Raw genomic sequence first — 20,450 nt, forward strand, 5'->3', positions numbered from 1 at the left:
TGTAGGCCGGATAAGGTGCTTGCACCGCCATCCGGCACCTTCCAGGAAAAGAACCTACATGTCTTCATCCCGTCCGGTATTCCGCTCGCGTTGGCTTCCCTATTTATTGGTGGCTCCGCAGCTGGTTATCACCGTTATTTTCTTTATCTGGCCCGCCGGTGAAGCGCTGTGGTACTCGCTACAATCCGTTGATCCGTTTGGTCTTTCCAGCCAGTTTGTCGGACTGGAAAACTTTGTCGCGCTGTTTCATGACCCGTACTACCTCGACTCATTCTGGACCACCATTAAGTTCAGTACGTTAGTCACGGTAAGCGGTCTGCTGGTGTCGTTATTTTTTGCGGCACTGGTGAATTACGTGGTGCGCGGCAGCCGTTTTTACCAGACGCTGATGCTGTTGCCCTATGCCGTCGCGCCTGCCGTCGCCGCCGTATTGTGGATCTTCCTGTTTAACCCAGGTCGCGGGCTGATTACCCATTTTCTCGGTGAGTTTGGCTATGACTGGAACCATGCGCAAAACAGCGGTCAGGCGATGTTCCTGGTGGTGTTTGCATCGGTCTGGAAGCAGATTAGTTACAACTTCCTGTTCTTCTTTGCCGCACTGCAGTCTATCCCGCGATCGCTGATCGAAGCTGCTGCGATTGATGGCGCAGGGCCGGTTCGCCGCTTCTTTAAGCTGGCGCTGCCGTTGATAGCCCCGGTCAGCTTCTTTCTGCTGGTGGTGAATCTGGTTTATGCCTTCTTTGATACCTTCCCGGTTATTGATGCCGCCACGGCGGGTGGGCCGGTGCAGGCGACGACCACGCTGATTTATAAGATCTACCGTGAAGGGTTTGTCGGGTTGGATCTGGCTTCTTCCGCCGCACAATCGGTGGTGCTGATGTTCCTGGTCATTATTTTGACGGTGGTGCAGTTCCGCTATGTGGAAAGTAAGGTGCGTTACCAATGATTGAGAACCGTCGTGGGCTGACAATATTCAGCCATGCCATGTTGATTATGGGGATCATGGTGATCCTGTTTCCGCTGTACGTCGCGTTTGTCGCGGCGACGCTGGACAACAAAGCGGTGTTTGAAACACCGATGACGCTGGTTCCCGGCACGCAGTTGCTGGAGAACATGAAATACATCTGGGTCAACGGTGTGGGCGTCAACAGCGCGCCGTTCTGGTTGATGATGCTTAACAGCTTCATCATGGCGTTCAGTATTACGGTAGGGAAAATCACCGTCTCCATGCTCTCCGCATTCGCCATCGTCTGGTTCCGTTTTCCGCTGCGCAACCTGTTCTTCTGGATGATTTTTATCACCCTGATGCTGCCGGTTGAGGTGCGAATCTTCCCCACCGTGGAGGTTATCGCCAACCTGAAAATGCTCGACAGCTATGCGGGTCTGACGCTGCCGTTGATGGCATCGGCTACTGCGACCTTCCTGTTCCGACAGTTCTTTATGACCCTGCCGGATGAGCTGGTTGAGGCCGCGCGAATTGACGGTGCGTCACCGATGCGTTTTTTCCGCGATATCGTACTACCACTGTCAAAAACCAATCTGGCGGCGCTGTTCGTTATCACCTTTATCTACGGCTGGAACCAGTATTTGTGGCCGTTGTTAATTATTACCGACGTCAATTTGGGCACTGCGGTGGCGGGTATCAAAGGCATGATCGCCACCGGTGAAGGCACCACGCAGTGGAACCAGGTAATGGCTGCCATGCTGCTGACGCTCATCCCTCCGGTAATCATCGTGTTAGCCATGCAGCGTGCCTTCGTACGCGGTCTGGTCGATAGTGAGAAATAAAAATGGCTGGTTTAAAACTACAGGCAGTAACCAAAAGCTGGGACGGCAAAACCCAGGTGATTAAACCGCTGACGCTGGACGTCGCGGACGGGGAATTTATCGTGATGGTTGGCCCATCCGGCTGCGGAAAGTCTACGCTGCTGCGGATGGTGGCTGGGCTGGAGCGGGTGAGCGGTGGCGATATCTGGATTGATAATAAACGCGTCACCGAGATGGAGCCGAAGGATCGCGGCATTGCGATGGTCTTTCAAAACTACGCGCTCTACCCGCATATGAGCGTGGAAGAAAACATGGCCTGGGGGCTGAAAATCCGCGGGATGGGCAAGGAGCACATTGCTGAACGGGTAAATGAGGCGGCGCGTATTCTCGAGCTGGGTGAGCTGCTCAAACGTCGTCCGCGCGAACTTTCTGGCGGTCAGCGCCAGCGCGTAGCGATGGGGCGAGCGATTGTGCGTGACCCAGCGGTATTCCTGTTCGATGAGCCGCTTTCTAACCTCGATGCCAAGCTGCGCGTGCAGATGCGTCTGGAGTTACAACATCTGCATCGCCGCCTGAAAACCACTTCGCTATACGTGACGCACGACCAGGTTGAAGCGATGACCCTCGCCCAACGGGTGATGGTGATGAACAAAGGCATTGCCGAGCAGATAGGTACACCGGTTGAGGTGTATGAAAAGCCTGCCAGCCGCTTTGTGGCGAGTTTTATCGGCAGCCCGGCGATGAACCTGCTGGACGGGTGCATCAGTACCTCGGGCACCCATTTTGAACTGGAGGGCGGCATGACGCTACCCATCGGCAGAAGCGCGAGAGAGTCTATTGGGCGTAAAATGACGTTGGGTATCCGCCCAGAGCATATTGCGCTAAGCTCGCAGGCCGAAGGCGGCGTGCCGTTGGTTGTTGATACACTGGAAATGCTGGGCGCAGATAACCTGGCACACGGACGCTGGGGCGAGCAAAAGCTGGTGGTGCGACTGGCGCATCAGCATCGCCCAACGGCAGGCAGCACGCTGTGGCTGCATCTGCCGGAAAATCATCTGCATCTTTTTGATGGCGAAACAGGACAACGCGTATGAGTAACTGGCCTTACCCCCATATTGTCGCCCATCGTGGCGGCGGTAAGCTGGCCCCGGAAAACACCCTGGCGGCGATCGACGTGGGGGCGCGATACGGGCATACCATGATCGAGTTTGACGCTAAATTGTCGAAAGACGGTGAGATCTTCTTACTGCATGACGACAACCTGGAGCGAACCAGCAACGGCTGGGGCGTGGCAGGCGAGCTGAACTGGCAGGATTTATTGCGCGTGGACGCCGGCGGCTGGTTTAGCGGTGAGTTTAAAGGTGAACCGCTGCCGCTGCTCTCGCAAGTGGCCGAGCGCTGCCGTCAGCACGGTATGATGGCGAATATTGAAATTAAACCCACAACCGGTACCGGAACGTTAACCGGCAAAGTCGTGGCGCTGGCCGCGCGGGAACTGTGGGCGGGAATGACGCCGCCACTATTGTCATCCTTTGAAATTGATGCACTTGAATCGGCGCAGTTGGCGGTACCTGAACTGCCGAGAGGCTTGCTGCTTGATGAATGGCGCGAGGACTGGCGCGAGCTGACCATGCGGCTTGGCTGCGTCTCTATTCATCTTAATCACAAACTGCTGGATGAAGCGCGTGTGGATGCGCTGCGTGATGCGGGGCTACGTATTCTGGTATATACCGTCAACCGACCCCAGCGCGCGGCGGAACTGCTGCGCTGGGGCGTGGACTGCATCTGTACCGATGCCATTGATACGATTGGTCCGGATTTCCAACCTTTTTAAGGCCCAATCGTTTTTAACGGAACGTTAGGCTGCGGCGTGCTGGAGGGCTTCAGCATGTCGCCGTTCTTTTTCTCTGACAGCATATGTTGCTTATTCAGAGAGCTGTCCGGGTTACGGGTTCCACTCAACATCCCACCGTTGCTGTTGGGCAGCATTTGCTGCTGGCTGGGATTCAACTCGCCTGGCTGAGACTGAAGGACCCGCTGGGAGTTGGTGTTAATTTGGTTTTCCAGATGCTGTTGCTGCATACGCGTCTGCGTTTGCAACTGTTGGTTGAGCATCCCTTTCTGCTGAATTTGCTGCGTTTGCATTTGGGTTTGCATACGCTGCTGACTCGGGATCTGATAACCGGGTTGGTTCGGGTTATTCATGGTGTTGATGGGCTGTGCAAAGCCTGCAAACGGCAACAGCATGGCTAAAAGTAAGAGTCGTTTCATCGCTTTTCTCCTCTCGGGGATCTCTTAAGTTTACTCCTTTCTCGCCGTTACGATGATTATTTCAGAGTTATGCACCAGGCTTAGTGGGGGCCGACCCCCATACATCTGGAGAATAACGATGATAAAACCGACGTTTTTACGCCGGGTAGCCATTGCTGCTCTGCTCTCAGGAAGTTGTTTTAGCGTTGCTGCCGCGCCGGCTGCGCCACCGCCGGTATCTTACGGAGTCGAGGAAGATGTGTTCCATCCCGTACGTGCTAAGCATGGGATGGTGGCCTCTGTGGATGCTTTAGCTACCCAGGTTGGTGTGGACATTCTTAAACAGGGTGGGAATGCCGTCGATGCCGCCGTGGCCGTTGGCTATGCGCTGGCGGTGACGCATCCCCAGGCGGGCAATCTGGGCGGCGGTGGTTTTATGCTACTGCGTACCAAAGACGGTAACACCACCGCGATCGATTTTCGTGAAATGGCGCCTGCTGGCGCGACCCGTGATATGTTCCTTGATGAGCAGGGCAACGCCGATGCGAAAAAGTCGCTGACGTCGCATCTGGCATCCGGTACGCCGGGTACCGTGGCGGGTTTTTCGCTGGCGCTGGAGAAATACGGCACGATGCCGCTGAACAAAGTGGTGCGCCCGGCGATGAAGCTGGCGGAAGAGGGCTTTGTGGTTAATGACGCGCTGGCCGACGATCTGAAAACCTATGGCAGCGAGGTGCTCCCTAATCACGAGAACAGCAAAGCCATTTTCTGGAAGGACGGCGAGCCGCTGAAAAAGGGCGATAAGCTGGTGCAAAAGAATCTGGCGAAAAGTCTGGAAATGATTGCCGAGAATGGTCCGGATGCGTTTTATAAAGGGGCGATTGCAGATCAGATAGCCGGGGAAATGCAGAAGAACGGCGGGCTGATGACCAAAGAGGATTTAGCCAGCTATAAAGCCGTGGAGCGCACGCCGATCAGCGGTGACTATCGCGGGTATCAGGTCTTCTCCATGCCGCCGCCGTCCTCTGGCGGTATTCACATCGTGCAGATCCTCAATATTCTCGAAAACTTCGATATGAAGAAGTACGGGTTTGGCAGCGCCGATGCTATGCAGGTTATGGCTGAAGCGGAGAAATATGCTTACGCCGACCGTTCAGAATATCTGGGCGACCCGGATTTTGTGAAAGTGCCGTGGCAAGCGCTGACCAACAAAGCTTATGCTAAAACGCTTGCCGATCAGATTGATATCAACAAGGCTAAGCCCTCCAGCCAGATCAAACCTGGCAAGCTCGCCCCGTATGAAAGCAACCAGACTACGCACTTCTCGGTAGTGGATAAAGACGGCAATGCCGTGGCGGTAACGTATACCCTGAATACCACCTTCGGGACCGGCATCGTGGCGGGTAACACCGGTATTCTGCTGAATAACGAAATGGATGATTTCTCCGCTAAGCCAGGCGTGCCGAACGTTTATGGACTGGTGGGCGGTGATGCCAACGCGGTTGGACCGAAGAAGCGTCCGCTGTCGTCGATGTCGCCGACTATCGTGGTAAAAGACGGGAAAACCTGGCTGGTTACCGGCAGCCCAGGTGGAAGCCGAATCATCACTACCGTACTGCAAATGGTGGTCAACAGCATTGATTTTGGGATGAACGTCGCCGAAGCGACCAACGCACCGCGCTTCCATCATCAATGGTTGCCGGATGAACTGCGCATCGAGAAGGGCTTCAGCCCGGATACAATCAAGCTGCTGGAGCAAAAAGGACAGAAAGTAGCGCTGAAAGAGGCGATGGGCAGCACGCAGAGCATTATGGTTGGACCGGATGGCGCACTGTATGGTGCTTCTGACCCGCGTTCCGTGGATGACTTAACGGCGGGGTACTGATTTTTGATTAATAGCCCGGTGTCAGGCACCGGGCGTTTTGTTGGCTATGCCGTGAGTAACCGCGCTGGATTATCAATACAGAGCTTGCGAAGAGTATCGTTGTCTACTCCACGGGCAGCCAGATAGGCGAGGAAAACATTCGGGACAAACCCCCAACCGTTCCCCCCATTTTTTGCCCACATCTGTTTGAGAAAAACATCATGGCTTAAAACTATCTGATCGGCGTAACCCAGTTCAATCAGATGAGCTACCGCATCTGCGGTCTCCTGAACGCCTGGGGCGATACCTTCTTTAGGGAAAGTGATGTCCAGGCCAATCATGTCAAATTCAAGCCATACGCCACGGTCGAGCATTTTACGTTGATAGGCAACATCTTTTCCTGACGGGTCCGAGTGTGCCAGCGAAACTTTTGCCGGAGAGACGTTCATCTCTTCAAGGACAATATCCAGCACCTCATCACCCAGTCGCAGCCACCCTGGCATATGGATATTCATCGCCGTATGGGGATTATTACGTTGTGCCAGAGACGCTGCCCGCAGACTGTTACGCTCCGCTTGGGTAAATGCGGGTGACACGCCAATTTCACCGATCATACCGGCGCGAATATCTGTCTCGCCAATCCCTTGATTCAGTTCCTTATCAATCAGTGCGGCTAATGAATCGACAGGTTTATGGATCCTGGTGCTTTCAAACTTCTCCAGATAAGGTCCTGATGAAGCAACGATATTCAAACCGGTTTTTATTGCCACTTCCCGTAACGATGAAGCGTCCCGACCGATAGACTCAGAACCCGTCGCGTCGACAATCGTCCTGCCTCCTAGTGACATAAAATTATTGATTTCAAAGATGACATCATCAATCTCTTTTCTGTCCATGTTATCGGCGCAGCAGTATGGGTCGTGTTTCAGTCCCCACTGTAGGTCAGCACTGACTTTTTTTCCTACCAGTTGCTGTGAAAAAGCATAATGTGGTTCATCAACAACGGATGACAGATCGTTAAACAGATGCTCATGCGGGAGCGTTAGCCCCATATCAGTGTGCGCCACTGGGCCTGTCACGGTTTGCAGGAAACCTTTCATCCTGACACCTCCATTTTTTGCGCCATTTTGGATGCTCTGTATTCAGGAATGGTGGTAACAATTGCGCCCACTAACGCGAACAACGTGCCGATGATGGTGACCAGATAGACCGTATTGCCTAAGGATGGGATCAATTCATCAATCAATACCGACCCAAGCAACTGGCCTGCGGTAGACGCTACACCCAGCATCAACAGACCTAAGCCTCTGACCAGAATCGCCATTAGCCCGATGGACAGCAGACCCAGCGGGCCACCGAGATACATCCACCACGTATCGGGTAACTGGACGGTGACATGGCCTAATGCGACACGTATCGCCAGTGCAGCGCCCAGCACACAAAAGCCGACAATGAAGTTCCAGGTAATGGAAACCAGCATAGAACCCGTGGCCTCGGCAACTTTGGCATTTCCAGCAGGCTGCCAGCCAGCGAGTAATCCTGCCAAAAATGGAAGGATAGCGAGCAGGATAAAGGAGGTTGAATGCCATTGTGGCGACACGACAAAAATCGTGGCAATAACCGCGAACAATGCGCCAGCAACGCGCCATGGCGTAAAATATTTCTTCTCATCGACACCGACGCCAAATCGGTCGCACAGCAGGCCGGAAAGGAGCAGGGCGGAAATTAATGCAGTTTGAAAGGTGGCCACGCCCAACGCGCTGGCAGATGCGCCTTCAGAAAATACGACCATCGCACCGCATAATCCTGCAAACCAATTCCATAGCGGGATTTTTCTCTTTTTAATCAGCGTCGGGATCGAGGCGAATTGCTGGCGTGTTTCTTTGCGCGCAACAATAATAAAAAACATGACGACCAGACCGCTGGCAAACGAGATTACTGCGCAAGCATTACCGTCTTGTAACCAGTGTCCTAACTGCCCATTAACGGCAGACTGCATCGGGGAGAGCATACCGGCTAAGATGGTGGCAAGCATCAGTAAGGGGGTTGAGTACTTATTCTTGTTCATACATCAATCCTTATATTTTATTAAAGGAGTAACTTTCGTTACTCCATTGTTTTTTATTTTCTGGCGATGAATTGAAGCGTGTTGACCCACAGGTCGGTATAAAATGGCCATGACATAAACTGCTGGGTTCCCCAGTGTGGGGAGCAATCACTCATAAAGCAGGCGGTTTTACCCTGTTGGTATTCACCGAACACTAACAGCGGGTCATTATTTATTGTTAAAACGACATCGGCATCTTCTCTGGCGACAACCTGGTTATATCCAAGAAATACAGGGTAGTCTGAGAATCCGTTAACGACAGGATGTTCCGGGGAGATAGCCTCAGCGTAGATACCCTCTGGTTTTTCTACCCGGTCATCGCCGTCAAGCATAATAACTGGCAAAACCTCGGCAAGAATGGTGTTCTTGTAATTAGCCTTGGCCTCAATGCCCATAAATGACAGATAACCGCCAATCATGAGCAGACCACCACCATTTCTGACATACTCTTTAATTGATTCCAGAGCATTTGGCTTTATTTTTAGCTGATAGAACGTCTCGTTTTGCAACAGGAACGTATTGCTGCCGATATCGCTAATGACAATGACATCATAACGGTTTAGTTCATCAATGCTTTCTGGAAATGCAATTTGCACGGTGTGAGCCGGCATATAATCAATTTCTACACCACCTTTCTTTAAGCATTCAAGCAACCATGTAGCACCTTCTTCATATTTACTGGAGGTAAAACTGTCATAGCCTTTTGAATGAATCATGTGAATATGCCAGGATTCTCCAATAAAGAGCACCTTTAGTTTTTTCTGCGTATTGTTCATAGTCTGCTCCTTGATTTAGTGAGTAGAGATAGTTTGTTTGTAATGTGAGCCCTGAATGCGATGAAGAACGGATTCGTTTTCTGGCATGTCAGAGGCATTCGGTGTTTCAACAGCAAGCGAGGCGAATGCGCTGGCGTAGCACAATGCAGATGCCAGTGATTTTCCTTTAGCAAGGCCAGACGCGAGTGCGCCATTGAAGGCATCGCCAGCGCCAGCAGTATTTTTTACAACAGCCGGAAATGCCGGAGAATAGATGAATTGCGTTCCGTCATAAGCGAGAGAACCTTTGCTACCCAATGTGATAATGGTATTTTTGACGCCTTTCTGATGAATAATCTTTGCTGCACATTTGGCTGATTCAATATCGTTGACGGACATGTTTGCCAGCAGACCAGCTTCGGTTTCATTTGGCGTGATATAATCGATATCATCAATGATGGTATTAACCATTTCATTATATGGCGCTGGATTGATAATGACCGGGATATCATTTTTCTGCGCGAGGCGAATGGTTTGTTGAAGTGCCTCGTAATTTGTCTCCAGTTGTACGAGAACAATATCTGAATGAACGATGGCTTCTTTTTGTATGGTTATTTCATCAGGTGAAATTGTCATGTTAGCACCTGGATAGATAGCGATGACGTTATCCCCGGTATCTCCATTCACCATAATAGTCGCTGTACCTGTTTGTGTTTCTTTAGTCTGATAGATAACGCTGTTATGGATCTTTGATGAGTTTATAAAATTAATGGCGTAATCACTGAAATGGTCTGATCCTACTTTAGTAATAAAATGCACATCAGAATCGGCATAGCTTGCCGCTAATGCCTGATTGCATCCTTTACCTCCGGGCGAAAAAATAAATTTATCAGCAAGTAATGATTCGCCTGTCGAGGGTAGCCTCGGTAGGTAACTGATAATATCAACATTAAACGAGCCAATAACACATACATTATTCTTCATGGCAGAGAGACCTTTTTTTATTTTCTGCGCTGATTCATATTTTTCCAGCACATAAGCAATTTCGTTTTTTGCAACGTTATCAAGAGAGTCAAGGGTAATAAATGCACCACCATGACAGCGAGTGAGATATCCCTGCCCGGCAAGTTCATTGAGATCTGAGCGAATAGTTTCCTTTGTTACCTTGAGACTTTTCGCCAGATTTGAAACTTTTACAACTCCCGAAATACTGATTTCTTTCAATATTCTATGATGGCGTTCAAATTTCATTTTTTACCTCACCGTGGTTAAGTTAGTCCCAGGGGAAGTATATTGTTGTGATTGTCACCATAAAGTGATGGCAGAAACCAAAAAAAAACAAAAATGTAATATTAATATTATTAAAGTTACGAAAAATAGCGATGAAGATAGAAAGCTGAATAACCATATAATTCAGGTGGTTGTTAAGCCGAAACATGGCGGTGGGGGAAGGCGATAGGCTGTAATCAACAACTCTATGCCAGGACTGGATGGCGCTTCCGTTCTTGAATTTTTCGGTGGGATCTAAAATAGATTGGCCTACAGCGTTCTGAACGATGTAGGCCTGACCGGTAGGTTATGGTGCATATCGCTGCAGTGATTCGGACCAGCGGAATATTTGGCTGCTTTTATCCTGTAGGCTAACGCGCTCTAAGTCATAAAATCCGTGCGTCTTTGCCGAGCGCATTTTGAGAATGTACTTACTTTCGCTGATGTCGTGCTGCCTTGTGCCGTCTTTATTCCAGTCTCCAGCAATGTCCGAATAGTAATAAACAAGGTCAGAAAACACGTTGATTATCTTGCTGTCTTTGATGGTGTAGAGTTCCAGCACTTCATAAAATGCGCCGCCGCCGGAATACGCATCAGAGTATCCACCCCGCACCCCGAATGCCAGGGTATCGGGTGCTATCCGGTACGGTGCCAGATCCAGCTTTGTATAATAAGCCAGCGGTCTGACGGACTCATCATCGCTCTCTTTTTCAGCGGCTTTATTCCACTCTGAGAGCTGGTTTAACGGTTTTTCCGAGCGTGCAATCGGCGTTAGCTGTGGATTCTGCCAGGAAAAAACGCCGAGATATAATTTATTAGCGCGCCCGTTGCTGTAGTTTTCCGGGCAGGTGTTATCCGCGTATTTTTTTGCTTGCTCGGCGTCAGCCTTATTATCGGCAAAACAAGCAATGCCAATATATTTACCGTCTTTTCCCCAAGATTTAGCACCGGTCAGGATCAGGTTGTCAGGATCTTCATTCGGTGCAACCCAGGCAATCCACTGCTTTTCAGATAAGCCCTGAGGAAGCTCACCAAATCCTTTCGCAGGGGTTGCTCCTGCCATTTGCTCAGCAAAAATCTGTTTACCTTCAGGATGTTGGATGGCACTGGCTACGGAATCGAGATTTTGTACGGTAGTGGCAAAAGCAGGGGAGAGCGAGGCCAGCAAAACCAGGGGAAGAAACTTTTTCACTATTGCGTCCTTTCAATAAGCAGGGCGATAAGGCTTGCCCTTAAATTTATTTCACGCGCGCCATAAAGTAGGCATCAACATACTCACCGTTGCGCAGGCCGTATTTCTTACCGGTGCCTTCGATTTCAAAGCCGTACTTCTTATAGACTGCTACAGCAGGCTCATTATCAACAAATACTGTCAGCTCAATGCGCTCGACGCGCAGCCAGTTGTCGCACATGTCGATCATCGTACGAATCAGCGCGCTGGCAACGCCACGATTGTGCCACCTGCCATCCACGCAGATACCAAAATCGGCCACGTGGCTGCGGCGCGGGCGCTGCGCGACCTCAATACAGAGATGCCCCACGACGATATCATCAATGCAGGCAACCAGCTGTTTGACACCGGCTTGCTCGGTTAGCCGCGCTTGCCACATTTCGAGAGAAGGATGAGGAACCTGTAGCGTGTTGTGGTACACCTCCGGCTGGGCGTGGATCTGACGAATTGCGTCGTAATCTTTCGGTTCAGCGTGGCGTATCACTATCTCACTCATTCCTTATCTCCTGCAGGGTTAATTGTGCATTTACACTCGCTGAGAAAGAAAAATCCGTCAACTGCATTTTTTTGCAAAAAGAAGTAGACAAGTGCGAATGAGAATGATTATTATTGCTCTGCGTTCAGGGGAACCCCTACGGAGAACCTGAAAGCACGACATTGCTCACATTGCTTCCAGTATTACTTTAGCCAGCTTTTGCTGGCTTTTTTTTTGGCTGGGTTTCGGGCTAGTTTGCTTACCAGCTTAATCCCGGGCTGTGCTCGCAATCCTCACGTACTCTGTGTACGCTCCGGTTGCTGCGCGCAGGCCGTGAATAATCTGCCTACGCCACTTACGCCCGATCTTTTGGCTGTATAATGCGGTAGGCCGGATAAGGCAACGCCGCATCCGGCACGATGACAGGATGGATTCAGTCTCCAGCCGCTTTGCGCTATGGTGTAGACAATCACCTTCAAAAGGATCGTCTCATGACCTTACACTGCGCATTTATTGGTTTTGGTAAAAGCACCACCCGCTACCATTTGCCGTACGTCCTCAACCGCAAAAATAGCTGGCACGTCGCGCACATTTTCCGCCGCAACGCCAGGCCGGAAGAGCAGGCGCCGCAGTATTCGCATATTCACTTCACCAGCGACCTCGACGAGATCTTAAACGATCCGCAGGTGAAACTGGTGATCGTCTGTACCCATGCTGACAGCCATTTTGAATATGCTAAACGCGCGCTGGAAGCGGGTAAAAATGTGCTGGTTGAGAAACCCTTCACGCCGACGCTTGCGCAAGCAAAAGAGCTGTTCGAACTGGCGCGAAGCAAAGGACTGACCGTTACGCCGTATCAGAATCGCCGTTTTGACTCCTGCTTCCTCACCGCGAAAAAAGCCATTGAGAGCGGCAAGCTCGGCAAGATTGTTGAGGTTGAAAGCCATTTCGATTACTACCGTCCTGAAGCAGAAACCAAGCCGGGACTGCCGCAGGACGGCGCGTTTTATGGTCTGGGCGTACACACCATGGATCAGATTATCTCGCTGTTCGGACGTCCCGATCATGTGGCCTATGACATCCGCAGCCTGCGCAACAAAGCGAACCCGGACGATACCTTTGAAGCGCAGCTGTTTTACGGCGACCTGAAAGCCATTGTTAAAACCAGTCATCTGGTGAAAATCGACTATCCGAAGTTTATCGTCCATGGCACCAAAGGCTCGTTTGTGAAGTACGGCATCGACCAGCAGGAAACCAGCCTGAAGGCCAATATCATGCCGGGTGAGCCAGGTTTCGCTGCTGATGATTCCATTGGGATGCTGGAGTACGTCAACGATGACGGCATCACGGTAAAAGAAGAGGTAAAGCCGGAAGTGGGGGATTACGGTCGCGTGTATGACGCGCTGTACCAGACGCTGACCACCGGTACGCCTAATTACGTCAAGGAATCTGAAGTTCTTACCAACCTGGAGATCCTCGAACGCGCCTTTGAACAGGCAACGCCTGCCACGATAACCCTCGCCAAATAGCCTGCACAGACTCCTCTGGGCTTGTTCATATTTTTTGAACAGAGGAGTCAATTTTCACCCTCTATGATCCCAGACGGATTGAGTCCACACTTACTCCATCGAAAACATCTGGGGGTGAACACAATGATCTACTTACGCAAAGCTAACGACCGTGGCCACGCTAATCATGGCTGGCTTGATTCCTGGCATACCTTCTCTTTTGCCAACTACTATGACCCGAACTTTATGGGGTTCTCAGCACTGCGCGTGATTAACGATGACGTGATCGACGCAGGTCAGGGATTTGGTACTCACCCCCATAAAGACATGGAAATCCTGACCTACGTGCTGGAAGGCGCGGTAGAGCATCAGGACAGCATGGGCAACAAAGAGCAGGTTCCGGCCGGTGAGTTTCAGATTATGAGCGCCGGGACGGGGATCCGTCACTCGGAGTACAACCCGAGCAATACTGAGAAGCTGCATCTGTATCAGATCTGGATCATGCCGCAGGAGAACGGTATTACACCGCGCTATGAACAGCGTCGTTTCGATGCCGCTCAGGGTAAACAACTGGTGCTGTCGCCGGATGCCCGTGATGGTTCACTGAAAGTGTACCAGGATATGGAGCTGTACCGTTGGGCGCTGGTCAAAGATGAGCAGTCGGTGCATCAGATTGCCGCTGAACGCCGCGTTTGGATCCAGGTGGTAAAAGGCAACGTGACGATTAACGGCACCAAAGCGACCACCAGCGACGGTCTGGCAATCTGGGATGAACAGGCAATTTCTATTCATGCCGACAGCGACAGTGAAGTGTTGCTGTTTGACCTGCCGCCAGTATAAAAATACACGTCATCCTTCAAGCCGCATCTGTGTTGGCTTTCCTCGCTCACCCCGGTCGCGTACTTAATGTACGCTCCCGGGGATTTAATGAGGGACATCCTTGTCCCTCACCAGAGGCAACCTTCGGTTGTTCAAATTCGTTCCTGACGAATTTGTCACTGCGTCGCCGCCTTGATGCAACTCGAATGATTTTGTGTATTTATCACAATAAAAACTCCTTTTTTTCTCTGCAAAGGTTCACGCACGTCCGTGGTAAACTGGGAGAATCTATCCCTTTTTAACGCTTCAGGACGATGAAAAAGAAAAGACCCGTACTTCAGGATGTAGCCGACCGCGTGGGCGTGACCAAAATGACGGTCAGTCGCTTTTTGCGTAACCCGGAGCAGGTCTCCGTGGCGCTGCGGGGCAAAATTGCCGCTGCACTTGATGAGCTGGGTTATATTCCCAATCGCGCTCCTGATATCCTTTCTAACGCCACCAGCCGCGCTATCGGCGTGCTGTTACCGTCTCTCACTAACCAGGTTTTTGCTGAAGTGCTACGCGGCATTGAGGCTGTCACCGACGCCCATGGTTATCAAACGATGCTCGCGCACTACGGCTATAAGCCTGAGATGGAACAAGAGCGCCTGGAATCGATGCTGTCGTGGAATATCGATGGCCTGATCCTCACCGAACGTAGCCATACGCCCCGTACGCTGAAAATGATTGAAGTTGCCGGTATCCCGGTGGTTGAGCTGATGGACAGCCAGTCTCCGTGTCTGGATATCGCCGTCGGTTTCGACAACTTCGAAGCCGCGCGTCAGATGACTGCCGCTATTATCGCCCGCGGGCACCGTCATGTAGCCTATCTTGGCGCTCGTCTTGATGAACGTACTATCATCAAACAGAGAGGCTACGAGCAGGCAATGCGCGATGCCAACCTGGTGCCGTACAGCGTGATGGTGGAACAGTCTTCTTCCTACTCCTCCGGTATTGAACTCATCCGTCAGGCGCGGCGTGAATACCCGCAGCTCGACGGCGTTTTCTGTACCAACGATGACCTGGCGGTAGGGGCGGCCTTCGAATGCCAGCGTTTAGGGCTGAAAATCCCGGATGACATGGCGATTGCCGGATTCCACGGTCACGACATCGGGCAGGTGATGGAGCCGCGTCTGGCGAGTGTGCTCACGCCACGTGAACGGATGGGCAGCATTGGCGCAGAACGCCTGCTGGCGCGCATTCGTGGTGAAGCAGTCACGCCTAAAATGTTAGATTTAGGTTTCACCTTGTCACCGGGCGGATCTATTTAAGCCAACAAGTTTGAAGTAGCTCACACTTATACACTTCGAGCACGAATGGATATTGCTTCTCTATTTATCCGGCTGGACAATGTTACCGATAACAGTTACCCGTAACAATTTCCTGATTCTTGTACCAGTGGGGGCAACGCTTTGAGCACGACTAATCATGATCACCACGTTTACGTTCTGATGGGCGTATCGGGCAGCGGTAAATCTGCTGTCGCCAGCGAAGTGGCGCATCAACTGCAGGCCGCGTTTCTTGATGGCGATTTTCTCCATCCGCGCAGCAACATCATGAAAATGGCTTCCGGTGAGCCACTCAACGATGACGACCGTAAACCGTGGCTACAGGCGCTGAATGACGCCGCTTTTGCGATGCAGCGTACCAACAAGGTTTCGCTGATCGTCTGTTCTGCCTTGAAAAAAGTCTACCGTGACCAGTTGCGCGACGGTAACCCGAACCTCTCTTTCATTTATCTGAAAGGGGATTTTGACGTTATTGAAAGCCGTCTGAAGGCGCGTAAAGGCCACTTCTTCAAAACGCAGATGCTGGTTACCCAGTTTGAAGCGCTGGAAGAACCGGGTGCGAATGAAAACGATGTACTGGTGGTCGATATCGATCAACCACTGGACGGTGTGGTCGCCAGCACCATTGAGGTTATTAACCAAGGCAGTAAGTAGTGAGCACATTAACGCTTGTTTTAACAGCAGTAGGGTCCGTTTTATTACTGCTGTTTTTAGTGATGAAGGCGCGTATGCACGCCTTCGTTGCTTTGATGGTGGTATCCATTGGTGCAGGTCTCTTTTCCGGTATGCCGCTCGATAAAATCGCGGCGACCATGGAAAAAGGGATGGGAGGCACGCTCGGTTTCCTGGCGATTGTGGTGGCGCTGGGGGCGATGTTCGGCAAGATTTTGCATGAGACCGGCGCGGTCGATCAGATTGCCGTCAAAATGCTGAAATCCTTCGGTCATAGCCGCGCACATTACGCGATTGGCCTGGCCGGTCTGATTTGCGCGCTGCCGCTGTTCTTTGAGGTGGCGATTGTGCTGCTGATTAGCGTAGCGTTCTCAATGGCGCGCCATACCGGTACTAACCTGGTTAAGTTGGTCATTCCGCTGTTTGCGGGCGTGGCGGCTGCCGCAGCGTTCCTGCTGCCGGGGCCTGCGCCGATGCTGCTGGCCTCTCAGATGCACGCCGACTTTGGCTGGATGATCCTGATTGGCCTGTGCGCCGCGATCCCGGGCATGATTATCGCCGGGCCGCTGTGGGGTAACTTCATCAGCCGTTACGTTGAGCTGCACGTACCGGAAGACATTACCGAGCCGCATCTGGGCGAAGGCAAAATGCCCTCCTTTGGCTTCAGCTTATCGCTTATCCTGCTGCCGCTGGTGCTGGTTGGTCTGAAAACCATCGCCGCACGCTTTGTTCCGGTCGGTTCTTCAACCTACGAATGGTTCGAGTTTATCGGTCATCCGTTTACCGCGATTCTGGTTGCCTGTCTGGTGGCGATTTACGGTCTGGCGGTGCGCCAGGGCATGCCAAAAGACCGCGTGATGGAAATCTGCGGCCATGCGCTTCAGCCCGCGGGGATTATTCTGCTGGTGATTGGTGCGGGCGGCGTGTTCAAACAGGTACTGGTAGATTCCGGCGTTGGCCCTGCACTGGGCGAAGCGTTAACCGGTATGGGCTTGCCGATCGCTATCACCTGCTTCGTGCTGGCGGCGGCGGTGCGTATCATTCAGGGGTCCGCGACAGTGGCCTGCTTAACGGCGGTCGGTCTGGTGATGCCGGTGATTGAGCAACTGAACTACTCCGGTGCCCAGATGGCGGCGCTGTCTATCTGTATCGCGGGCGGCTCTATCGTGGTCAGCCACGTTAACGACGCTGGTTTCTGGTTGTTCGGTAAATTTACCGGTGCGACTGAAGCGCAAACGCTGAAGACCTGGACGATGATGGAAACCATCCTCGGTACGGTCGGCGCGATTGTCGGTATGATTGCCTTCCAGCTGTTGAGCTGATGGCATTGCCCGGTGGCGCTTGCGCTTACCGGGCCTGGAAACGAGCACATATCGACACCGTAGGCCGGGTAAGGCAAAGCCGCCACCCGGCTTTTTTACAGCACCATCACACCATCCTCGGTTTTCAACCAACGCGCGCTTTTAACGTATCGGCGAAATAGCCTACCAAATCCTGCAGTAAATCGCCCGCAACGCGTTCCATCTCGTCAGACAGCGTTTTGCTCATCAGTAAATGCGTCAAAAGCTGGCAGTAACGCCCCATCTGATCTGGTTCGGGTTCAAAGAGGGGAGAGCGGGTCGGTAAGGTTTCTACCGTCAGGCTGGCCTGTAGATGCTGCGGTACAGGCTCCGTTAAGGTTGGTTGCAATAGTGCCAGACAGGCCGACAGGCGCGCGCACATCGCCAGTTTTTCAACCGGGTCATGACATTCAACAAGCCCTTCGACAAAACGCTCACAGTTATCCGCCAACTCGGTGAAGTCCGTGGCATGGCTAAAGGGCAGGGTAAATAAAGAGTGTGAAAAGAGAGGGGGCGTTGCCATAGGGCAGCCTCCGATGAGTGATTTTCATCCACCACCGAAGGGACCAACCTTTTGGTGGCGGGCTGAACGGAGTTGGTCCTACCGGCCTCATTGGATACCGGTGCGTCTTGTGACGCCACCGTCCAGCCCACCATTGAGGTGTAGCTGGTCGCACGACAAAAGTGAATTTTATCGCGAATGAGGTAATCAGGGGACCAATCCTGGCACCTGATTTTGCAGGTGCAGCGAGAAGATAATGCTTATCCGTGATGCTGACAAGAGCGTATTCCGGAAGGCGCCTCGCAGAAATGAAAATACGCTTTTTCATAGACTTAAATGATTGAGGTGTTTCTCACAAACACATTCACGGCGCTGATTGCCCGGTGGCGCTAGCGCTTACCGGGCCTACAAACGAGCACATATCGACACCGTAGGCCGGGTAAGGTGAAGCCGCCACCCGGCGTAAAGTGAGTGCGTTACCCCTTCATCCACATCCGAACGCCGTCGAGGAACATCTGGGTTGCCATCATCACCAGAATCAGCCCCATCAGGCGCTCCAGCGCGTTAACCCCTTTCTCTCCCAGCAGACGTAAAAACAGCGAAGACTGCAGCAAAATCACGAATGTACCGCCCCAGGCGATCAGCAGCGCAATCACCAGATGCCCCATCTGGTTTGGATACTGATGCGACAACAGCATTAATGAGGCCAGGATTGTCGGACCGGCGACCAGCGGAATCGCCAGCGGTACGATAAATGGCTCTTCACCAGCCGGAAGCCCGGTGCTATTCCCGGTGGCGCTGGGGAAAATCATCTTAATGGCGATCAGGAACAAAATGATGCCCCCGGAGATCGATACGGTTTCCGCGCGCAGGTTAAGAAATGCCAGAATTTTCTCGCCCGCAAACAGGAATATCAGCATCACCAACAGCGCAATAAACAGCTCGCGAATCATAATCGCGCGGCGACGTTTTGGTTCGGTATGTTTCAATACGGACATGAAAATGGGCAGATTTCCGAGCGGATCCATAATCAGGATCAATAAAACTGCCGCTGAAATGATTTCATTCATAACTCAAATTCCCTGATAATTACCGCGGACTTTCTGCTTGCTTGCGCAGCGGGATAAGTCGCATTACTGATGGCTTCGCTATCATTGATTAATTTCACTTGCGACTTTGGCTGCTTTTTGTATGGTGAAGGATAGGCCAGTAGGATACTGGTTAGCATACACAGCACACATCTCTGCAGGAAAAAACGCTATGAAAAATGTTGGTTTTATCGGCTGGCGCGGTATGGTCGGCTCTGTTCTCATGCAACGCATGGTTGAGGAGCGTGACTTCGACGCCATTCGCCCTGTTTTCTTTTCTACTTCCCAGCTCGGGCAGGCGGCACCGACGTTCGGTGGCACCGCGACCGGCACACTTCAGGACGCTTTTGATCTGGATGCGCTGAAGGCGCTCGATATCATCGTGACCTGTCAGGGCGGCGATTATACCAACGAAATCTATCCAAAGCTTCGTGAAAGCGGTTGGCAGGGTTACTGGATTGACGCAGCCTCTTCGCTGCGTATGAAAGACGATGCCATCATTATTCTCGATCCGGTTAACCAGGATGTCATCACCGACGGCCTGAACAAAGGCATTAAGACCTTTGTCGGCGGCAACTGTACCGTTAGCCTGATGCTGATGTCCCTCGGTGGCCTGTTTGCCAATGACCTGGTTGACTGGGTTTCCGTAGCGACCTATCAGGCGGCTTCCGGCGGCGGCGCGCGCCATATGCGTGAACTGCTGTCTCAGATGGGTCATCTGTATGGCCATGTGGCCGAGGAACTGGCGACCCCTTCCTCTGCTATTCTCGACATCGAACGTAAAGTAACGACCCTGTCCCGCAGCGGCGAACTACCGGTTGATAACTTTGGCGTACCGCTGGCCGGTAGCCTGATTCCGTGGATCGACAAACAGCTCGATAACGGTCAGAGCCGTGAAGAGTGGAAGGGACAGGCGGAAACCAACAAAATTCTCAACACGTCTTCCGTGATCCCGGTTGATGGTCTGTGCGTGCGCGTCGGTGCGCTGCGCTGCCACAGCCAGGCGTTCACCATTAAACTGAAAAAAGATGTGTCTATTCCGACCGTGGAAGAACTGCTGGCGGCGCACAATCCGTGGGCCAAAGTTGTACCAAACGATCGGGATATCACCATGCGTGAGTTAACCCCGGCGGCCGTTACCGGCACGCTGACCACGCCAGTAGGCCGTCTGCGTAAGCTGAACATGGGACCGGAGTTCCTGTCAGCCTTTACCGTGGGCGACCAGTTGCTGTGGGGTGCTGCGGAGCCATTGCGCCGTATGCTGCGCCAATTGGCGTAATAGTTTGTTAACGATCAAGGGGTGAGGAATCACCCCTTTTTTTGCGTAATACAGGAGTAAGCGCAGATGTTTCATTTTTTACCAGGAGTAAGATAAAGCATTGGCTATTCTTTAAGGGTGACTTAGTACCGGAGGTATTAAGTTGTTGCCTGAAGGTGGGACGACGCAGAGAGGATGCACAATTGTGCTGCGCCGT

At 52.0% G+C, this 20,450-nt stretch carries 19 protein-coding genes and 1 pseudogene; 11 read left to right on the top strand and 9 right to left on the bottom strand.

Annotation, left to right across the window (positions count from 1 at the left end):
* Positions 1-58: 58 nt before the first annotated feature.
* Genes ugpA through ugpQ form a run of 4 tightly spaced genes read left to right on the top strand, consistent with a single transcriptional unit; the run spans position 59 to position 3,601 of the window.
* Positions 59-946 (top strand): sn-glycerol-3-phosphate ABC transporter permease UgpA, encoded by an 888-nt coding sequence (gene ugpA / locus GHC22_RS01335; protein ID WP_003837841.1) that lies wholly within the window; start codon positions 59-61, stop codon positions 944-946.
* Positions 943-1,788, top strand: a complete 846-nt coding sequence (gene ugpE, locus GHC22_RS01340; protein WP_003023450.1) for a sn-glycerol-3-phosphate ABC transporter permease UgpE — start codon at positions 943-945, stop codon at positions 1,786-1,788. The genes ugpA and ugpE overlap by 4 nt, the downstream gene beginning before the upstream one ends.
* A 2-nt stretch (positions 1,789-1,790) precedes the next feature.
* A complete protein-coding gene (locus GHC22_RS01345) occupies positions 1,791-2,861 on the top strand; it encodes a sn-glycerol-3-phosphate import ATP-binding protein UgpC (RefSeq protein ID WP_008786359.1) in 1,071 nt (356 codons plus the stop codon).
* A complete protein-coding gene (gene ugpQ, locus GHC22_RS01350) occupies positions 2,858-3,601 on the top strand; it encodes a glycerophosphodiester phosphodiesterase (RefSeq protein WP_111464603.1) in 744 nt (247 codons plus the stop codon). Before GHC22_RS01345 ends, ugpQ begins: the two co-directional genes overlap by 4 nt.
* On the opposite strand, the gene GHC22_RS01355 is transcribed toward ugpQ, so the two are convergent.
* Positions 3,598-4,038 (bottom strand): DUF2756 family protein, encoded by a 441-nt coding sequence (locus tag GHC22_RS01355; protein ID WP_048215386.1) that lies wholly within the window; start codon positions 4,036-4,038, stop codon positions 3,598-3,600. The two genes, ugpQ and GHC22_RS01355, sit on opposite strands and share 4 nt — an antisense overlap.
* A gap of 118 nt (positions 4,039-4,156) precedes the next feature.
* Here GHC22_RS01355 and ggt point away from each other — a divergent pair, with 118 nt between their 5' ends.
* Positions 4,157-5,902, top strand: a complete 1,746-nt coding sequence (gene ggt, locus GHC22_RS01360) for a gamma-glutamyltransferase (RefSeq protein ID WP_048215387.1) — start codon at positions 4,157-4,159, stop codon at positions 5,900-5,902.
* Between the two features lie 44 nt (positions 5,903-5,946).
* Here the strand turns inward: ggt and GHC22_RS01365 are convergent, their stop codons facing one another.
* The 6 genes from GHC22_RS01365 to yhhY all read right to left on the bottom strand — a co-directional run bounded on the left by GHC22_RS01365 (position 5,947) and on the right by yhhY (position 11,739).
* On the bottom strand, positions 5,947-6,981 hold the full coding sequence (locus tag GHC22_RS01365; protein ID WP_003827595.1) for a phosphotriesterase: 1,035 nt from the start codon (positions 6,979-6,981) through the stop codon (positions 5,947-5,949).
* Positions 6,978-7,949, bottom strand: coding sequence for a DMT family transporter (locus GHC22_RS01370; RefSeq protein ID WP_111464607.1), 972 nt, complete (start codon positions 7,947-7,949; stop codon positions 6,978-6,980). The genes GHC22_RS01365 and GHC22_RS01370 overlap by 4 nt, the downstream gene beginning before the upstream one ends.
* 53 nt (positions 7,950-8,002) lie before the next feature.
* Positions 8,003-8,764 carry a glutamine amidotransferase gene (locus tag GHC22_RS01375; protein ID WP_079934301.1) on the bottom strand — a complete coding sequence of 254 codons (762 nt, stop codon included), beginning with the start codon at positions 8,762-8,764 and terminating at the stop codon, positions 8,003-8,005.
* Between the two features lie 15 nt (positions 8,765-8,779).
* Positions 8,780-9,994, bottom strand: coding sequence for a PfkB family carbohydrate kinase (locus GHC22_RS01380; protein WP_079934300.1), 1,215 nt, complete (start codon positions 9,992-9,994; stop codon positions 8,780-8,782).
* 325 nt (positions 9,995-10,319) lie between these two features.
* A complete protein-coding gene (locus GHC22_RS01385) occupies positions 10,320-11,204 on the bottom strand; it encodes a hypothetical protein (protein WP_048236954.1) in 885 nt (294 codons plus the stop codon).
* Positions 11,205-11,250: 46 nt separating this feature from the next.
* Entirely contained in the window at positions 11,251-11,739 is a 489-nt protein-coding gene (yhhY, locus tag GHC22_RS01390) for an N-acetyltransferase (RefSeq protein WP_008786353.1), read from the bottom strand.
* A gap of 470 nt (positions 11,740-12,209) precedes the next feature.
* On the opposite strand from yhhY, the gene GHC22_RS01395 reads away from it, so the two are divergent.
* The 5 genes from GHC22_RS01395 (at position 12,210) to gntU (ending at position 17,367) form a co-directional block, all read left to right on the top strand.
* Entirely contained in the window at positions 12,210-13,247 is a 1,038-nt protein-coding gene (locus GHC22_RS01395) for an oxidoreductase (RefSeq protein WP_071446689.1), read from the top strand.
* A gap of 123 nt (positions 13,248-13,370) precedes the next feature.
* The gene (gene yhhW, locus GHC22_RS01400) at positions 13,371-14,066 is read left to right on the top strand and encodes a quercetin 2,3-dioxygenase (RefSeq protein ID WP_003023472.1); all 696 of its coding nucleotides are present in this window, start codon (positions 13,371-13,373) and stop codon (positions 14,064-14,066) included.
* Between the two features lie 293 nt (positions 14,067-14,359).
* The gene (gntR, locus tag GHC22_RS01405) at positions 14,360-15,355 is read left to right on the top strand and encodes a gluconate operon transcriptional repressor GntR (RefSeq protein ID WP_008786351.1); all 996 of its coding nucleotides are present in this window, start codon (positions 14,360-14,362) and stop codon (positions 15,353-15,355) included.
* 141 nt (positions 15,356-15,496) lie between these two features.
* Complete coding sequence (gntK, locus tag GHC22_RS01410) at positions 15,497-16,027, top strand: gluconokinase (protein WP_003023475.1); 531 nt, start codon at positions 15,497-15,499, stop codon at positions 16,025-16,027.
* A complete protein-coding gene (gene gntU, locus GHC22_RS01415; RefSeq protein ID WP_003827609.1) occupies positions 16,027-17,367 on the top strand; it encodes a gluconate transporter in 1,341 nt (446 codons plus the stop codon). Before gntK ends, gntU begins: the two co-directional genes overlap by 1 nt.
* A 95-nt stretch (positions 17,368-17,462) precedes the next feature.
* On the opposite strand, the pseudogene GHC22_RS01420 reads toward gntU, so the two are convergent.
* Positions 17,463-17,908, bottom strand: a pseudogene (locus GHC22_RS01420) (hypothetical protein).
* A gap of 455 nt (positions 17,909-18,363) precedes the next feature.
* A complete protein-coding gene (gene yhgN / locus GHC22_RS01425; protein ID WP_003023480.1) occupies positions 18,364-18,957 on the bottom strand; it encodes an NAAT family transporter YhgN in 594 nt (197 codons plus the stop codon).
* A 190-nt stretch (positions 18,958-19,147) separates the two neighbouring features.
* On the opposite strand from yhgN, the gene asd reads away from it, so the two are divergent.
* Positions 19,148-20,254 carry an aspartate-semialdehyde dehydrogenase gene (gene asd, locus GHC22_RS01430; protein ID WP_003827614.1) on the top strand — a complete coding sequence of 369 codons (1,107 nt, stop codon included), beginning with the start codon at positions 19,148-19,150 and terminating at the stop codon, positions 20,252-20,254.
* Positions 20,255-20,450 lie beyond the last annotated feature (196 nt).

This window comes from Citrobacter sp. H12-3-2 (genome assembly GCF_009649895.1).
Lineage (GTDB): Bacteria > Pseudomonadota > Gammaproteobacteria > Enterobacterales > Enterobacteriaceae > Citrobacter > Citrobacter portucalensis.

What these genes read in the sequence shown, in the direction of transcription:
- ugpA (WP_003837841.1), top strand. Translation starts at nt 59, where the DNA reads ATGTCTTCATCCCGTCCGGTATTCCGCTCGCGTTGGCTTCCCTATTTA.
- ugpE (WP_003023450.1), top strand. Translation starts at nt 943, where the DNA reads ATGATTGAGAACCGTCGTGGGCTGACAATATTCAGCCATGCCATGTTG.
- GHC22_RS01345 (WP_008786359.1), top strand. Translation starts at nt 1,791, where the DNA reads ATGGCTGGTTTAAAACTACAGGCAGTAACCAAAAGCTGGGACGGCAAA.
- ugpQ (WP_111464603.1), top strand. Translation starts at nt 2,858, where the DNA reads ATGAGTAACTGGCCTTACCCCCATATTGTCGCCCATCGTGGCGGCGGT.
- GHC22_RS01355 (WP_048215386.1), bottom strand. Translation starts at nt 4,038, where the DNA reads ATGAAACGACTCTTACTTTTAGCCATGCTGTTGCCGTTTGCAGGCTTT.
- ggt (WP_048215387.1), top strand. Translation starts at nt 4,157, where the DNA reads ATGATAAAACCGACGTTTTTACGCCGGGTAGCCATTGCTGCTCTGCTC.
- GHC22_RS01365 (WP_003827595.1), bottom strand. Translation starts at nt 6,981, where the DNA reads ATGAAAGGTTTCCTGCAAACCGTGACAGGCCCAGTGGCGCACACTGAT.
- GHC22_RS01370 (WP_111464607.1), bottom strand. Translation starts at nt 7,949, where the DNA reads ATGAACAAGAATAAGTACTCAACCCCCTTACTGATGCTTGCCACCATC.
- GHC22_RS01375 (WP_079934301.1), bottom strand. Translation starts at nt 8,764, where the DNA reads ATGAACAATACGCAGAAAAAACTAAAGGTGCTCTTTATTGGAGAATCC.
- GHC22_RS01380 (WP_079934300.1), bottom strand. Translation starts at nt 9,994, where the DNA reads ATGAAATTTGAACGCCATCATAGAATATTGAAAGAAATCAGTATTTCG.
- yhhY (WP_008786353.1), bottom strand. Translation starts at nt 11,739, where the DNA reads ATGAGTGAGATAGTGATACGCCACGCTGAACCGAAAGATTACGACGCA.
- GHC22_RS01395 (WP_071446689.1), top strand. Translation starts at nt 12,210, where the DNA reads ATGACCTTACACTGCGCATTTATTGGTTTTGGTAAAAGCACCACCCGC.
- yhhW (WP_003023472.1), top strand. Translation starts at nt 13,371, where the DNA reads ATGATCTACTTACGCAAAGCTAACGACCGTGGCCACGCTAATCATGGC.
- gntR (WP_008786351.1), top strand. Translation starts at nt 14,360, where the DNA reads ATGAAAAAGAAAAGACCCGTACTTCAGGATGTAGCCGACCGCGTGGGC.
- yhgN (WP_003023480.1), bottom strand. Translation starts at nt 18,957, where the DNA reads ATGAATGAAATCATTTCAGCGGCAGTTTTATTGATCCTGATTATGGAT.
- asd (WP_003827614.1), top strand. Translation starts at nt 19,148, where the DNA reads ATGAAAAATGTTGGTTTTATCGGCTGGCGCGGTATGGTCGGCTCTGTT.